Source organism: Solwaraspora sp. WMMB335 (genome assembly GCF_049179075.1).
Classification (GTDB): Bacteria; Actinomycetota; Actinomycetes; order Mycobacteriales; family Micromonosporaceae; genus Micromonospora_E.
Map to the genome: position 1 here is coordinate 1,885,286 of NZ_JBMHMF010000001.1, position 15,837 is coordinate 1,901,122.

Genomic DNA, 15,837 nt, shown 5'->3' on the forward strand with positions numbered 1-15,837 from the left:
GGCTCGCAAGTGCCCGCCCCGCCGGAGGCGGCGGCGAGTTGGCAGACGGTGTGCCGCCGACCATTACGGTTGCGGCCGGGCCGACGGGCAACCGGAGCGGCGGCGACGGGTACGACCGATCCTCGTCGGCTCAGCTGTCGGACAACGCGGTGCGGGGCCGGTACGGCGGACCACGACTGCCGTTGGTGCGCACGTCGGTCCGGAGCGGACAACGATCCGCTGGTCGGCGCAACCGGTGGCAGGCGGTCGACCGCATCGCGGTCCAGCCGGCGGCGACGACGATCGGCAGGCAGTCGGGGTCGCCGGGCGGGCAGTGCGGTGTCTCGACACGCCGGCGCTCGCCGGCATCCGCGTCACCGGCGTCGGCGCTGCCCCGGGCGCCGGGCGCGATCGATTGATGGAGCAGCGCGGCACCGATCGAGGCCGGGCCGGCGGCGTGGGCGACCGATGGCACGGCGACCGACGCGGCTCCGTGCACGGCGGTGGTGGCGAGCAGGAAGAGCAGTGCGGCGGCGGACCAGCGGTGGACCGGGTCGCGGAGCGCGCGCAACATCCGTACCCCCTCTCCGCAGTCCCGCGGTAGCTACCCTACCGGCGGGCGGGTCGGCGTCGCACCACCGACGTTTAGTCCATGGTGGACTGGACGGGGTCCGGCACCGGTGTGGTCCCGCCGGCCCCGGCTGGCGTCCGCGGACCAACGCCGGCCAGGCCCGGCAGCAATCCACGGCGACCCGCCATCAGCATGTAGTAGTGCACGGTGGCACGCACCCGGGCACGCTCGGCGGCACTCGCCTCGCCGCTACCGATGACGAGCGCCCGCAGCGCGGACGCGAACTGTTCCACCGCGACGGGATCGATCCGGTGATGACGCAGACGCAACAGTGCCACCAGTCCGTCGACCCGGCGCAGGAGCACCTGCGTGTCATGGTGCAGACCGGACTCGACGCCGGGCATGGAGGTACTCCTCGGAAGATCGGATGATGACGGCAAGTTACTCTATAACCAACAAGTCGGGCAAGCATGACTTGCGTTTTTAGCGCTAAAGACGGTATCTCCCGGTCAGCGCATCCCCGGCCCCACGGCGGTGACTCGGCGGTCGAGGCCGGCCCGACGAGGCCGGCCCGACGAGGCCGGCCGATGCCTCGCGACGTCGCACCCGACAGGACGGGCGATGTCGCACCCGGCAGGCAGTATGGTGGCGTGAGCACGGTGCTGGACCGGTTCGGGGATGCCACCCGCGAGTGGTTCACCTCGGCGTTCGCCGCAGCCACCGCAGCCCAGGCAGGCGCGTGGGAGGCGATCAGCGAGGGCGACCACGCGCTGATCGTCGCGCCAACCGGGTCCGGCAAGACCCTCGCCGCGTTCCTGTGGTCACTGGACCGGCTCACCCGTTCACCCGCACCGGCAGATCCTCGGCACCGGTGCCGGGTGCTGTACCTGAGCCCGCTCAAGGCACTCGCCGTCGACGTCGATCGCAACCTGCGTACCCCGCTGGTCGGGATCCGCCAGACAGCCGCCCGGCTCGGCCTGGCGGTGCCGGACGTCACTGTCGCAGTGCGTACCGGCGACACTCCGGCCGAGCAGCGGCGGGCCTTCGGCCGGCAGCCGCCGGACATCCTCATCACCACTCCCGAGTCGCTGTTTCTGCTGCTGACGTCGGCCGCCCGGGAGGCATTGCGGGGCGTCGAGACGATCATCGTCGACGAGGTCCACGCGGTGGCCGGCACCAAGCGCGGCGCTCATCTGGCGCTGTCGCTGGAACGACTGGACGCGCTGCTGCCGCGCCCGGCGCAACGAATCGGCTTGTCCGCGACGGTGCGACCGGTCGAGGAGACCGCGCACTTCCTCGGCGGCCGCCACCCGGTCCGGGTGGTGGCACCGCCGGTGGCCAAGTTCATCGACATCAGCGTGCAGGTGCCGGTCGCCGACCTGACCCGGCTGGATGAGGACGAAGAGGATGACAGCCAGCACGGCGGCACGGACGCGGAGTCCCGTCGACCGGCCCGGTCGATCTGGCCCGCCGTGGAGGAACGCGTCTTCGAGTTGATCGGCAAACACCGGTCGACCATCGTGTTCACCAACTCGCGGCGCTCGGCGGAGCGGCTCTGCGCCCGGCTGAACGAACTCGCCGTCGACCGCGGGACCGCCGAATCGCGGCCGCGTCCGCAGGGCACCCGGATGCCGGCTGAGATCATGGCACAGTCCGATGCCACCCGGGGCGTACCCGCGGTGATCGCCAGGGCACACCACGGCAGCGTCTCCCGCTCGGAGCGCCAGCAGATCGAAGAAGCCCTCAAGTCGGGGCGGCTACCCGCCGTGATCGCCACGTCCAGCCTGGAGCTGGGGATCGACATGGGTGCGGTCGACCTCGTGGTGCAGATCGAGGCGCCGCCGAGCGTGGCCGCCGGTCTGCAGCGCATCGGCCGGGCCGGGCACCAGGTCGGCGCCCGGTCCCAGGGCGTGATCCTGCCGAAACACCGCGGGGACCTGCTGGCCTGTGCCGTCGTCACCGAACGGATGTCGCAGGGCGCGATCGAGCAGCTGCGCTTTCCGCGCAACCCGTTGGACGTGCTCGCCCAGCAGATCGTGGCGATGGTGGCGCTCGAGCCTTGGCCGCTCGACGAGTTGGCCGCAGTGGTACGTCGGGCCGCGTCCTATGCCGAACTGCCCGATTCGGCGTTGCACGCCGTGCTCGACATGCTCTCCGGCCGCTACCCGTCGACGGCCTTCGCGGAGCTACGTCCCAGGCTGGTCTGGGACCGCTACGCCGACGTCCTCACCGCGCGTCCTGGCAGCCAGCGGCTGGCGGTCACCAGCGGCGGCACGATCCCGGACCGCGGGCTGTTCGGCGTGTTCCTGGCCGGCGTGCGACACACCACCCGGGTGGGTGAGCTGGACGAGGAGATGGTCTACGAGTCACGTGTCGGCGACGTCTTCCTGCTCGGTGCGACCTCATGGCGGATCGAGGAGATCACCCCCGACCGGGTGATGGTCACCCCGGCACCTGGCCAACCGGCCCGGATGCCGTTCTGGAAAGGCGACCAACCGGGCCGGCCGATCGAGCTGGGTCGGGCGCTCGGCGCCCGGCTACGGGCGATCGGCCGGGCGGCGCCCGAGTCGACCCGCGCCGCGCTACGCGCCGGTGGGCTGGACGACTGGGCAGCCGACAACCTGATGCACTACGTCGATGATCAGCGGGCGGCGACCCGCACCCTGCCGGACGACCGGACCGTCGTCGTCGAACGCTTTCACGACGAGTTGGGTGACTGGCGGCTGGTGGTGCACAGCGTCTTCGGCGCCCAGGTCAACGCGCCCTGGGCGCTGGCGATCGGCCGTCGGCTGACCGATCGCTACGGTGTCGACGCGCAGGTGCTGCCCGCCGACGACGGCATCGTGATCCGCCTGCCGGAGATGGTGGACGCACCGCCCGACGCGCAGCTGGTCGCGTTCGACGCCGACGAGATCGGCCACCTCGTCGAGGAGTCGATCGGTGGATCCGCCCTGTTCGCTGCCAGGTTCCGCGAATGCGCCGCGCGGGCGCTGTTGCTGCCGCGCAGGGATCCCCGCCGCCGGCAGCCGCTGTGGCAGCAGCGTCAGCGGGCCGCCCAGCTGCTCGACGTGGCCCGTGAGTTCGCCGACTTTCCGATCACGCTGGAGGCGGCCCGGGAGTGTCTGCGCGACGTGTTCGACGTGCCGGCCCTGGTCGGCCTGATGCAGGACCTGAGCACGCGGCGGCTGAGGCTGGTGGAGGTCGAGACGGTCCGACCGTCGCCCTTCGCCCGGTCGTTGCTGTTCGGCTATGTGGGAGCGTTCCTCTACGAGGCGGACATGCCGCTGGCCGAACGACGCGCGGCCGCGCTGGCCCTCGACTCGACTCTGCTCGGCGAGTTACTCGGCCGGGTCGAGTTGCGGGAGTTGCTCGACCCGGCCGTCCTGGCCGAGAGCAGCCGACAGCTGCAGTGGCTCGGCACCCATCGCCGCCCCCGCGACGCCGAGGACGTCGCGGAGATGCTGCGCGTTCTCGGCGACCTGACCGACCCGGAGCTGGTCGACCGGCAGGTGGACCCCCGCTGGCTGGACGAGTTGGCGCGCACCCGGCGGGTGTTGCGGGTACGCATCGCCAGGCAACAACGCTGGGTGGTGGTCGAGGACGCCGCCCGGCTGCGTGACGCGCTCGGGGTGGCTCTTCCGGTCGGCATCGCAGATGCACATCTGGCTGCCGTGGTCGACCCGCTTGCCGATCTCGTCGCCAGATACGCCCGCACCAGAGGACCGTTCGCCACGGCGGACTGCGCAGCCCGGTTCGGGCTCGGCGTGGCCGTGGTGGAGCAGACGTTGCGCCGGCTGGCCGCGACCGGTCGGGTGGTCGCGGGTGAGTTCACCCCGACCCGGGCCGGCGTCGAATGGTGCGACGCCGAGGTGCTGCGACTGCTGCGCCGCCGGTCGTTGGCCGCGCTGCGTCGTGAGATCGAGCCCGTGCCGGCGGCAGCGCTGGCCGCCTTCCTACCTCGTTGGCAGCAGGTGACCGGGACCGGTGGCGCTGCCCTCCGGGGCATCGACGGGGTCGCCAACGCTGTCGAACAGTTGCAGGCCGTAGCCGTTCCGGCGTCCGCGTTGGAGCGGCTGGTGCTGCCGGCCAGAGTCGGCGACTACTCTCCTGCCCAGCTGGACGAGCTGTGCGCCACCGGTGAAGTGATCTGGGCCGGGGCGGGTGCGATCGGCGGCCACGACGGCTGGATTCAGCTGGCCTTTGCGGACACCGCCCCACTGCTGCTGCCACCGCCGGATTCGGCGTTGTCGCTGGCTCCGGTGCACCAGGCGGTCCTCGACGCACTCGCCGACGGGCAGGCCCTGTTCTTCCGGCAGCTCAGCGATCGGATCAGCGAACTCGCCGTGACGGTCGAGACCGAGATGGGCGGGATCGAGTCCGCGATCTGGGACCTGGTGTGGGCCGGTTGGCTGACCAACGACACCTTGGCCCCGCTACGTGCGGTCCTCGCCGCCGGTGGCGGCACCCACCGGACGCGCGGTGCCGCGACCCCACGGGCCCGGCAGCATCGCATCGGGCGGGCGACACCCGCGGTACGCGCCGCCCCGACCCTGGCCGGCCGCTGGTCCCGGTTGCCGGCCCGCGACCCGGATCCGACCCGGCGCCTCGCGGCGCTTGCCGACGTGCTGCTCGAACGGCACGGTGTGGTGACCCGCGGCGCGGTCGCCGTGCAGGGCCAGCCCGGTGGATTCGCGGCGGTGTACCCGGTGCTGGCCGCGATGGAGGAGCGTGGCACCGTTCGCCGCGGATACTTCGTCGACGGGCTCGGCGCGGCCCAGTTCGCCGTACCGGGCGCGGTGGAGCGGCTGCGCGAACTCGCCGACATCGACCGCCGGGCCCGGCCGGATGCCCTGGTGCTGGCCGCGACCGATCCGGCGAACCCGTACGGCGCGGCGCTACCGTGGCCGGACCGCGCGGTGGACTCCGCCGGCGGGCCGGCCGGCGGTCACCGGCCCGGCCGCAAGGCTGGCGCCCTGGTCGTGCTGGTCGCCGGCGAACTGGCCATCTACCTCGAGCGCGGCGGCCGTAGCCTGCTCTGCTTCACGCGCGACGAGGACCGGCTGGGCGAGGCAGCGCGAGCCTTGGCCGCCAAGGTGACCTCCGGGGCACTCGGTGTGTTGTCGGTCGAGCGCGCCGACGGCGAACCGGTGCGTGACTCCCCGTTGCGCGCGGCGCTGGCCGCCGCCGGATTCCGCACGACGGTACGCGGGTTGCGACTGCGTGGTTGAGTGACTGCGGGGTCGAGCGGCGACACCGATAGCGTCACGACATGGCCGATTACCAGTGGATCACGTTCACCACGGATTACGGGCTCAGCGACGGATTCGTCGCCGCGTGTCATGGCGTGATAGCACGGGTGAACCCGACGGTACGGGTTATCGACGTCACCCATCAGATTCCGCCGTACGACATCCGCCGTGGCGCGGCGGTGCTCGCGCAAACAATGCCGTACCTGCCACCGGCGGTGCACGTGGCGGTGGTGGATCCCGGTGTGGGCACCACCCGCCGGGCCGTCGCCGTCGGCACCGCCGGGGGGATCTGCGTCGGTCCGGACAACGGACTGCTGTGCTGGGCGGTGGACGCGCTCGGCGGTGCGCGGGAGGTGGCCGTGCTGGCCGCGAGACGGTCGACCGGGGCCGCTCGCACCTTCGACGGCCGGGACGTCTTCGCTCCGGTCGCGGCCCACCTGGCCGACGGAACGGCGTTGCGGGACGTCGGCGAGCTGGTGGATCCCACCACCTTGGTCCGCCTGCCGGACCCGGTGGTGAGCACAGCCGACGGCGGGTTGACCGCCGAGGTGCTGACCATCGACCGGTTCGGCAACGTGCAACTGGCCGCCGCCGGGAGCCTACTCGATCGATGTGGACGTACGCTGCTGGTCGACCAGTCACCGGCGGTACGTGGGCGTGCCTTCGGCGACGTGGCCGCGGGTGAGCTCGTGGTGTACGTGGACTCGGCCGGGCAGGCGGCGGTAGCGGTCAACGGTGGGCACGCCGCCACCGTCCTCGGCCTCGCTCCTGGCGATCTGGTCCGGCTCAGCTGGAGTCGGCACGACGCCGTGGAGTAGGGGACCTCCGGCACACGGGCGAAATGTTGTTATGGAAGGCTTGTCGGGTGGGCCCGTACTCCGTCGACAGATGTCCTTGCTGTGGTTACCGGACCGGATGCGCTACCTGCCCTGTCTGCTTCTGGACCAACGATGGCCAGAGCGATCACGATGCCGGGGTCGTGCGGGGCGGACCGAACGGTGACTTGAGCCTGTCCCATGCCCGGCTCAACTTCGCCATCTACGGCGCCAGCCACCGGCGGTACGCCGACATGGTCCGACCGCCGCGACCCGACGAGTCCCCGTAGACCGGTGGCCGCCACCCCCGGTAGCCGCCACCCGTAGCACCCGGGCCGGCCGAAGATCCGGTCTTTTACCGGGTCAAGAATAGACCGGCTTTCTGTTACCGTGTCAAAATCCGGTTACCTCGCCGCAACACCGCAGGTAGCACCGGGTAGGGGACGACATGCTGAATTTGCAGCCGGGAAGCAACGTCCTGACCTGGACCTTGAACCGGTGGCATCGGCCGTTCGGCCGATGCCACCGAGTTCAGTCAGATTAGCCACAGCAACGCATTAAATGTGTCTCAAGTTTCCGCTATCTCCAGGCCTGGGGCATTGACGGAGGAGAGGTATTCCACCTAACGTTTCAGTCTGATCCGACAGACCCGCTATGCCCTACTCGGAGGTTGAGACACTATGGCCCGGGCACGATCTGCGGCACGCACCCCACGCTGGCTGACTGCGGTCCTGGTGGGGCTCGTCGCCGGGCTGCTCGCGCTTCCCGGTGCCGCGCTGGCCCAGCCCTCCGGCGCGACCCAGCTCGGCGCAGCCGACATCACACTGCTCAACGGCGTACGACTGGCCGGCCTGTGGGAGATCCCGGCCGGTCAGATGGCCGCGGAGAAGGGCAGCGCCCAACGGGTCCGTGAAGTCGGTGCGGCGATCGCCGAACAGCATGTCGAACTGGACCTGCTGGTGGTCGACGCGGCCAACAAGCTCGGTGTGGAACTGCCGACCGACCCGACCCCGACGCAGCAGGGCTGGGTCAACGACATGAAGTCCGCCACGGGCGCGCGGTTCGACCGGATCTTCGTCGAACGGCTGCGGGCGGCGCACGGCTCGATCTTCCCGGTGATCGGCGCGGTCCGCGCCAGCACGCGCAACGACATCGTCCGTCAGCTCGCCGAGGACGCCAACGGGTACGTCCAGACCCACATGTCACTGCTGGAGAGCACCGGACTGGTCCGTTACGGCGAGCTGCCGCCGGTGGCGCTGCCGGCACCGGCGGACGACAGTCTCTTCGCGGCGGTCCAGGCCAACGCGGAGTTGGGCAGCGGTATCAACTCGACCGCGATCTGGGTGGTGCTGGTCGGCGCGCTGGTGTTGGGCACCGGTGCCACCTTCGCGGTGTTCCGACGCAGGTATTGACCCCTGCCACAGCTGGTCCGACGGCCCGGTGACCGGCGGAGGTAACCGCCTCCGCCGGTCACCGGTCTGCGGCAGGATGGGATGGTGCCCGAAGGCGACACGGTCTGGAACACGGCCCGCGAGTTGCGGCAGGCGCTGGCCGGCCGGCAACTCACCGGTAGTGACGTCCGGGTCCCGCAGCTCGCCGCGGCCGACCTCACCGGCTGGACGGTGCTCGACTGCCTCAGCCGGGGCAAGCGTCTGTTGCTGCGGTTGTCCGCACCCGACACGACGTCCCACACACTGCACTCCCGGCTGCGGATGGACGGTAGCTGGCGCATCTTCCGGGCGGGGCAACGCTGGACCGGCGGACCGGCACATGTGATCCGAGTGGTGCTGCGTACGCCAGACACCGTCGCCGTCGGCTATCACCTGCACGAGGTGGTCCTGGTGGCCACCGAACGGGAGGCCGACCTGGTCGGTCGGCTGGGGCCGGATCCGCTCGGCCCGGACTGGAACGCGGCAGAGGCGGTCCGGCGGCTGTCGGGCCAGGGCCGCCTCGCCGTCGCCGACGCGTTGCGCGACCAACGCAATCTGGCCGGCATCGGCAACGTGTACGCGTGTGAGCTGCTGTTTCTGCGCGGCGTGCACCCCTGGACACCGGTGGACGAGGTCGCTGACCTCCCCGCGCTGGTCGGGTTGGCACACCGGCTGATGACCGCGAACCGGGGGCGCGCCCGGCGTAGCGTCACGGGTCTACCGCACGAACCGACCTATGTGTACGGCCGGTTCCAGCGGCCGTGCCGACGCTGCGGCACCGCGGTGCGCAAGGGCGAGCTGTCCGGTCGGATCATGTACTGGTGCCCGTCGTGCCAGCCGGATCGGCATGGCGGCGCAGTTCAGCCAGGCCGGCCGCGACACCCCGAAGAAGGTCGCTGGCCTCGGTCAACCGGGAGACCGACGGATGCTCGTTGACCGCCCGCCCATCTTCTGCGACGTAGCTGGCCGCCGCCGCGACCAGCCCTTCGTACGCCGCGACACCGGCGGACAGCTGTTCGGCGAGTACCCGGTGGGAGCTGGCCAGCACGGCGTCGCCAGACGCGAGTCGCAGCGCCTTCTCCACGCTGGCCACCCGGTAGGCAAGGTCACGCAACGACTGTTCGGCTGTGGCGGCCTCCAGCCGGGCCGGCTCACCCGGACCGGTGAGCCGGTCGGCCAGCCCGGCCATGGTCGTGGTGGCACGGTCCAACCGGGTCCAGGAATCGGCGGCCGCGGTGCCGCGCAGAGCGAGCATCGCCTGCTGACGGCGGATACCGCCGAGCGCGGCTCGGCCGAGCGGATTCCGCTCGACGGTCGCCACCAGCTTGAGTCGGGTCTGCTCCGCGACAAGGGCCGGATCCGGTGCCGGCGGTGGCGGCAGCGCGGCCTGGGCACGCAGGTCGGACCAGCGCCAGAGGGCGAGCGCCGTGCTGGCACCGGCCGCCGCGGCCCAGCCCGCGTCGACCGGGCTGACTCCGGCATACGGCACCAGGACCACCGCGGCGCCGGTGAACCCGCTGGCGAGCACGCTCCAGCGGCGGGCGGAGCGGCGCAGCCGACGCAGGGTACGGAAGTAGCGGGTGCGCGGATCGGTCACTGCAGCTCTCCTCCCCCGCCGGCTGTGGTCGTCGGGCTGGCCGGCGCTCAGCTGGCAGCGCTGGCGTCGCCGGTGGTCTTGTCCTTGCCCATCGAGGCTCTCAACTGGTCCAGCCGGGCGACACCCGCGGTGTCCGCCGCGCTCGGGGTCGGCTCGACCGCCGGCGTGGGCTGACCACCGGCGGCCTGACCACCGGCGAGCTGCTCTCCGGCCATGCTTGCCCGGATCTGCTCCAGCCGCGACGATCCGGCCAGGTCGAGAGTGGACTTCTGTACCTCCAGCATCCGTCCCTCGACGGAGTTGCCGGCCAGTTCGGCACGGCCCATGGCCGTGGCGTACCGCTGTTCGATCTTGTCGCGGACCTCGTCCAGCGACGGCGTGTTCTTGGGCGCGGCGAGCGCCGACATCGATTCGAGGGATGCGGCGACCTTCTCCTGCATCTTGGCCTGCTCGAGCTGGCTGAGCAGCTTGGTCCGCTCGGCGAGCTTCTGCTGCAGGATCATCTGGTTGTTCTCCACCGCCTGGCGGGCCTGGGCAGCGGCGGCCAGCGACTGGTCGTGCAGGGTCTTGAGATCCTCCATCGCCTGCTCGCCCGACACGAGCTGGGTGGCCAGCGTCTGCGCGGTCTGCTCGTACTTGTTGGCTTCGGCCTCGTCACCGGACGACCGGGTCTTGTCGGCGAGTACCAACGCCTGGCGGGCCATCCCCTGCAGCCGCTCGACTTCACTCATCTGCCGGGAGAGCTTCATCTCCAGCTGCCGCTGGTTGCCGATGACCGCCGCAGCCTGCTGGACCAAGGCCTGGTGTTGCCGCTGGGCGTCCTCGATCGCCTGCTGGATCTGCACCTTGGGATCGGCATGGTCGCCTATCTTGGCGCTGAACAGCGCCATCAGGTAGCGCCAACCCTTGACGAACGGGTTCGCCATCTCTGCGGTATCCCCTCACTTATCGGCACGTACGGTCGGGCTGCGCCGCCGCCCGGACCCGGGCGGTGGTGCGGCGCACCCCTATCATCGTCCCAGGCCGACGCCACCGCGTCATGGGGCCGTCCGTCGGAATTCGGTAGGCACGCCAGTAGGGGATCCACCTTACTGGCGTGGATCCAGCTGACCACGCCGACGGGTCAGGCAGCGCAGAAGACGTCCCGATCACGGCCACCGGGGCTCGGCACCCGCCGGGTCGCCCGCAAAGTCGTCTTCAGCGGCGACTCACTACGCACGCAGACGGTCACCCCGCCCTCGGTCGCGAGCTGATGCACCGAGTGGTCGCGCGCGTCGCCGGCTCGGCCCGGCTCGGCCGGTCGCAGTGCCTCGTCGACACCGGTCGGGTCACCAGCGGCCAGCGTGGCCGTCGGCGCGTCCGGCTGCCCAGGAACGGCCACGAGCACACCCTGCATCTGCTCGGCCAACTCGACCGTGTGGCTCACGTCACGCAGGATCTCGGACAGCTGCGCACCGAGCGCGTCGCAGATCGCCGACAGCAGTTCGCTTGAGGCTTCCTTCTGCCCGCGCTCGACCTCCGACAGATAGCCGAGACTGACGTTCGCGGCGGTGGAAACCTCTCGCAGGGTCCGGCGCTGTCTCTGCCGTCGGGCTCGCAGCGCGTCACCGATGACGCGGCGTAGCAGGACCATCGCACCTCCCCCTGTTCGGGACCGGCCGGCGAGTGCCGGAGGCTTCCCGCAACCTTATCTGGTGCCCATCCATTCGACACCCCACCCAGCGGCACGAATGAGCGATCACCGTCTGAAAAGGTCGGGATTACAGCATATGTCCGTTCAAGCTACCGGGTCGGACCTGTCATCAGCCGAGGCGCGCCGGACGCACCTGCGCCGTGAGCAACCGTAGCGCCGCCGTGACAGAGGCCGCCCGGATGACGTCCCGTCCGCCGTGCAGATCCAGCCGCCGCACCAGGGGACCGGTCGGGCCGGCGAGTGCGACGTACACCCGTCCCACCGGCTTGCCTCCCTGCGGCCGCGGACCCGCGACCCCGGTGGTCGCCAACGCCCAGTCCGCACCGCACCGCGACCGGCCGCCCTCGGCCAGGGCGACCGCCACGTCCGGATCCACCGGTCCCCGCTCAGCCAGCAGCTGCGCCGGCACACCTGCCAGTGACGACTTCAGATCGGTGGCGTAGACGACCAGCCCGCCGCGAAACACCGCGCTGGCCCCGGCGACGCCGACCAACGCGGCGGCCACCAGCCCACCGGTGAGCGACTCCACCGTCGCCACGGTCTCGCCGCGTTCGACCAGCGCTCGGGTCACCGATCCGGCCGGGTCGTCACCACGCACGTCAGGGCCGCCCGCCCCGGGCCGGGCCGGCACGACGCAGCCGCACCGCGCGTACGACGTAGTCCAGTCCGGTGGCGAGCGTCACCACCAACGCTGCCGCCATGATCCAGCTGCCAGCGGCGGCGAGCACCGCCGGCAGCGGAAGCAGGTACCACACGATCGCCAGGATCTGCAGTGCCGTTTTCACCTTGCCGCCCCGACTGGCCGCGATGACGCCGTGCCGCAGGACCCAGAACCGGATGAGCGTGATACCGAACTCACGAGCGAGAATCAGCCCGGTCACCCACCAGGGCACCTGGTCGTACCAGGAGAGCAGGACCAGCGCGGTGCCGGTCAACGCCTTGTCCGCGATCGGGTCGGCGACCTTGCCGAACGACGTGACCAACGCGTACCGGCGGGCGATCCAGCCGTCGACCAGGTCGGTCACCGACGCGATCACGAACGTGAGGCAGGCGGCGATCCGCCAGCCCGGCTGCGTCATCGCGGAGACCAGCACCAGCACCACGAAGACCGGTACCAGCACCATACGCAGCCCGGTCAGCGCGTTCGCCGCGTTCACCACCGGTGGTGCGGCCGTGGCGGTGGAACGGACCCCACCGGCCCCACCGGAGCCACCCGGCCCGGTCACCGGCTCACCTGGCCACCGCCGACAGCGGACGTTGCCCGGCCGTGGGAGCCGCAGACGCGGCGGTTGTGGACAGCACCCGCACCGGTACGGCGATCAGGTCGACCCCTTCGGTCCCGGTCACCGTCGCCTCGACCAGGTCGCCCGCACGCAACCGGGTCAGATCCACCGGACACCGTCCGTCGGCGGATGCCGCCAGCGCCGTGGATCCGTCCACCTCCGGGGCCTGGTGCGCGGTGCGCCCCTCCACCACCGTGCCGTCGACGGAGTCCACCAGCACTTCCACGATGCTGCCGAGGCGCTCCTCGGCCCGCTGCGCGCAGAGCTCGTCGGCCAGCGCGCACAGCCGGTCGTAGCGTCGTTTGACCGTGGCCGTCCGGATCTTGCCGGGCAGCTGGGCCGCTTCGGTGCCGTCCTCGTCGCTGTAGTCGAACACGCCGATGGCGTCGAGCCGGGCCGCCGAGAGAAAACGGACAAGCTCGTCGACGTCGGCACGGGTCTCGCCGGGAAAGCCGACGATGAAGTTGCTCCGGGCCCCGGCCTGCGGCGCCATCGAGCGGGCCATGGACAGCAGCTCCAGGAACCGTTCGGTGGACCCGAACCGGCGCATCCGGCGCAGCACCGGCTCGCTGGCATGCTGGAAGGACAGGTCGAAGTACGGTGCCACCCCGGTGGTGGTGGCGATCGCCTCGATCAGACCCGGTCGGGTCTCCGCCGGCTGCAGATAGCTGACCCGCACCCGGACGATGCCGTCGATCTCGGCCAGCTGCGGCAGCAGCTTCTCCAGCAGCCGTGGGTCGCCGAGATCCTTGCCGTACGAGGTGGAGTTCTCGCTGACCAGGACGAGCTCGCGCACGCCGGTGCCGGCCAGCCAAGCCGCCTCGGCGAGCAGTTCGTCCGGGGTACGGGAGACGAACGCCCCACGAAAGGCCGGGATCGCGCAGAAGGTGCACCGGCGGTCGCAGCCGCTGGCCAGCTTCAACGACGCCACCGGACCGCTGTCCAGCCGGCGGCGCAGCACCTGCCGCAGATGCGCCGGGGTGTGCTCGTCGACCGTGGCGTGGCCGGGCACCACGACCGCGCTGTGCTGGCGCGACACCGGTGTCAGTGGCAGCAGCTGGCGGCGGTCCCGAGGGGTGTGCGCGGACAGTCGCTCGCCGGCCAGCACGGCGGTCAGCCGGGTGGAGATGTCCGGGTAGTCGTCGAACCCGAGAACCGCCTGCGCCTCCGGCAGATGCTCGGCGAGCTCCCGGCCGTACCGCTCGGCCATGCAGCCGGCGGCCACCACCTTCGCGCCGGTGTCGGCGGCGTCGAGCAGCGTCTGCACCGAGTCCTGCTTGGCCTTTTCGACGAACCCGCAGGTGTTGACCAGCACGACGTCGGCACCCGCGACGTCGGTGGCCACCTGCCAGCCATCGGCGTCCAGTCGCGCCGCCAGCTCCTCCGAGTCGACCTCGTTACGGGCGCAACCGAGGGTGAGCAGGGCGACCCGCCGCCCCGAGGGCGGCGGTGGAGTCGAGGCAAACGCAGACACCACCCGAGGGTACCGGGCCGGTCAGCCGGCCTCGGCGCCGCGCAGGCTCTCCAGCGCTTCTGCCAGCTCGTCCGGCTTGACCAGCACGTCACGCGCTTTCGAGCCTTCCGACGGGCCGACGATGCCTCGCGTCTCCATCAGGTCCATCAACCGACCCGCCTTGGCGAATCCGACCCGCAGCTTGCGCTGCAGCATCGAGGTCGACCCGAACTGTGAGGTGACCACCAGCTCGATCGCCTGCACCAGCAGGTCGAGATCGTCGCCGATGTCCTCGTCGATCTTCTTCTTGTTGTCCTGCGCCGCGGTGAGCACGTCCGGGCGGAATTCCGGCTCCCGCTGCTTCTTGCAGAAGGAGACGATGTCGTCGATTTCCTTCTCGCCGACCCAGGCACCCTGGATCCGCAGCGGCTTGGACGCGCCCATCGGCAGGAACAGCCCGTCGCCACGGCCGATGAGCTTCTCCGCACCCGGCTGGTCCAGGATCACCCGCGAGTCCGACAGCGACGAGGTGGCGAAAGCCAGCCGCGACGGCACGTTCGCCTTGATCAGACCGGTCACCACGTCCACCGACGGGCGCTGGGTGGCCAGCACCAGGTGGATCCCGGCGGCCCGGGCCAGCTGGGTGATCCGGACCACCGAATCCTCCACGTCGCGCGGTGCGACCATCATCAGGTCGGCCAGCTCGTCGACGATCACCAGCAGATACGGGTACGGCCGGATCTCCCGCTCGCTGCCCGGCGGCGCGGTGATCTCGCCCGCCCGGACCTTGCGGTTGTAGTCGTCGATGTGGCGGACCCCGTTGGCGGCCAGGTCGTCGTAGCGCATGTCCATCTCGCGCACCACCCACTCCAGCGACTCGGCCGCCTTCTTGGGATTGGTGACGATCGGCGTGACCAGGTGCGGGATGCCTTCGTACCCGGTCATCTCGACCCGCTTGGGGTCGACCAGCAGCAGCCGTACCTCGTCCGGGGTGGCCCGGCTGAGGATCGACACCAGCAGCGAGTTCAGGCAGGACGACTTGCCGGCGCCGGTGGCGCCGGCGATCAGGATGTGTGGCATCTTCGCCAGGTTGGCCACCACGTAGCCGCCCTCGATGTCCTTGCCGAGACCGACCACCATCGGATGGTGGTCGGCGGTCGCCACCCGGGATCGCAGCACGTCCCCGAGGGCGACGTCCTCCCGGTCGCTGTTCGGGATCTCCACCCCGACCGCGCTCTTGCCCGGGATCGGGCTCAGGATCCGCACGTCCGGCGACTTGACCGCGTACGCGATGTTGCGCGACAGCTGGGTGATCCGCTCGACCTTGACCCCGTGACCGAGCTCGACCTCGTAGCGGGTCACCGTCGGCCCACGGGTGAACCCGGTGACCGCCGCGTCCACGTCGAACTGCTCGAACACCCCCTGCAGCGCGGCGATCACCTCGTCGTTGGCCTTGCTGCGGGTCTTGGCCGGGGCGCCGGTGCGCAGCAGCTTCGCCGGTGGCAGGGTGTAGTCGCCGGCCAGCCCGGTGATCGCCAACTGCTCGGCCCGGGTCGGCACCGGCGAGTGCTCGGGTGGCTCGGGGGACCTGCGGGTGGCCGGTACCTTCGCCGGTGGCCGACGCGGCAGCTCGACCGTCTCCTGCAGGTCAAGCGGCTCGTCGGGGTCGGCGCTCGCGGTGAACTCGGCATCTCCGATGCGGCTGGCCTGCCGGCGCCGCGCCGGCCGACGGCGTGGCCGGTCCGGCCCGTCCCCCGGGTCGGGCGC

The 15,837-nt window shown here is 71.1% G+C and carries 12 protein-coding genes and 2 pseudogenes; 5 read left to right on the forward strand and 9 right to left on the reverse strand.

Going from position 1 to position 15,837, the window contains the following annotated elements:
- Positions 1–130: 130 nt before the first annotated feature.
- Together ACN27F_RS07860 and ACN27F_RS07865 are read right to left on the reverse strand one after the other, a co-directional pair.
- The gene (locus ACN27F_RS07860; protein ID WP_421431994.1) at positions 131–553 is read right to left on the reverse strand and encodes a hypothetical protein; all 423 of its coding nucleotides are present in this window, start codon (positions 551–553) and stop codon (positions 131–133) included.
- 71 nt (positions 554–624) lie between these two features.
- The gene (locus ACN27F_RS07865) at positions 625–954 is read right to left on the reverse strand and encodes a hypothetical protein (RefSeq protein WP_421431996.1); all 330 of its coding nucleotides are present in this window, start codon (positions 952–954) and stop codon (positions 625–627) included.
- Positions 955–1,137: 183 nt separating this feature from the next.
- Between ACN27F_RS07865 and ACN27F_RS07870 the strand changes: the two genes are divergently transcribed.
- The 5 genes and pseudogenes from ACN27F_RS07870 to ACN27F_RS07890 form a co-directional block, all read left to right on the forward strand.
- Positions 1,138–5,778, forward strand: a complete 4,641-nt coding sequence (locus tag ACN27F_RS07870) for an ATP-dependent helicase (protein ID WP_421431998.1) — start codon at positions 1,138–1,140, stop codon at positions 5,776–5,778.
- 41 nt (positions 5,779–5,819) lie between these two features.
- Positions 5,820–6,617 carry an SAM hydrolase/SAM-dependent halogenase family protein gene (locus ACN27F_RS07875; RefSeq protein ID WP_421431999.1) on the forward strand — a complete coding sequence of 266 codons (798 nt, stop codon included), beginning with the start codon at positions 5,820–5,822 and terminating at the stop codon, positions 6,615–6,617.
- Between the two features lie 23 nt (positions 6,618–6,640).
- The gene (locus tag ACN27F_RS07880; protein ID WP_421432001.1) at positions 6,641–6,904 is read left to right on the forward strand and encodes a CPCC family cysteine-rich protein; all 264 of its coding nucleotides are present in this window, start codon (positions 6,641–6,643) and stop codon (positions 6,902–6,904) included.
- 390 nt (positions 6,905–7,294) lie between these two features.
- Complete coding sequence (locus tag ACN27F_RS07885) at positions 7,295–8,026, forward strand: DUF4142 domain-containing protein (RefSeq protein WP_421432003.1); 732 nt, start codon at positions 7,295–7,297, stop codon at positions 8,024–8,026.
- A gap of 84 nt (positions 8,027–8,110) precedes the next feature.
- Positions 8,111–8,896 (forward strand): annotated as a pseudogene (locus tag ACN27F_RS07890) (DNA-formamidopyrimidine glycosylase family protein); the annotation flags it as partial.
- Here ACN27F_RS07890 and pspM read toward each other — a convergent pair.
- The 7 genes and pseudogenes from pspM to ACN27F_RS07925 form a co-directional block, all read right to left on the reverse strand.
- Positions 8,856–9,641: a phage shock envelope stress response protein PspM gene (pspM, locus tag ACN27F_RS07895; protein WP_421432004.1), complete on the reverse strand. Its 786-nt coding sequence runs from the start codon at positions 9,639–9,641 to the stop codon at positions 8,856–8,858. The pseudogene ACN27F_RS07890 and the gene pspM overlap by 41 nt on opposite strands.
- Before the next feature lie 47 nt (positions 9,642–9,688).
- Positions 9,689–10,567, reverse strand: a complete 879-nt coding sequence (locus tag ACN27F_RS07900; RefSeq protein WP_421432006.1) for a PspA/IM30 family protein — start codon at positions 10,565–10,567, stop codon at positions 9,689–9,691.
- A gap of 197 nt (positions 10,568–10,764) precedes the next feature.
- Positions 10,765–11,274, reverse strand: a complete 510-nt coding sequence (locus ACN27F_RS07905) for a helix-turn-helix domain-containing protein (RefSeq protein WP_421432007.1) — start codon at positions 11,272–11,274, stop codon at positions 10,765–10,767.
- Positions 11,275–11,443: 169 nt separating this feature from the next.
- Complete coding sequence (locus ACN27F_RS07910) at positions 11,444–11,932, reverse strand: CinA family protein (RefSeq protein WP_421432009.1); 489 nt, start codon at positions 11,930–11,932, stop codon at positions 11,444–11,446.
- A gap of 1 nt (position 11,933) precedes the next feature.
- On the reverse strand, positions 11,934–12,560 hold the full coding sequence (pgsA, locus tag ACN27F_RS07915) for a CDP-diacylglycerol--glycerol-3-phosphate 3-phosphatidyltransferase (protein WP_421432010.1): 627 nt from the start codon (positions 12,558–12,560) through the stop codon (positions 11,934–11,936).
- 4 nt (positions 12,561–12,564) lie between these two features.
- A complete protein-coding gene (rimO, locus tag ACN27F_RS07920) occupies positions 12,565–14,094 on the reverse strand; it encodes a 30S ribosomal protein S12 methylthiotransferase RimO (protein WP_421432012.1) in 1,530 nt (509 codons plus the stop codon).
- Positions 14,095–14,112: 18 nt separating this feature from the next.
- A pseudogene (locus ACN27F_RS07925) lies at positions 14,113–15,723 on the reverse strand (DNA translocase FtsK); the annotation flags it as partial.
- Positions 15,724–15,837 lie beyond the last annotated feature (114 nt).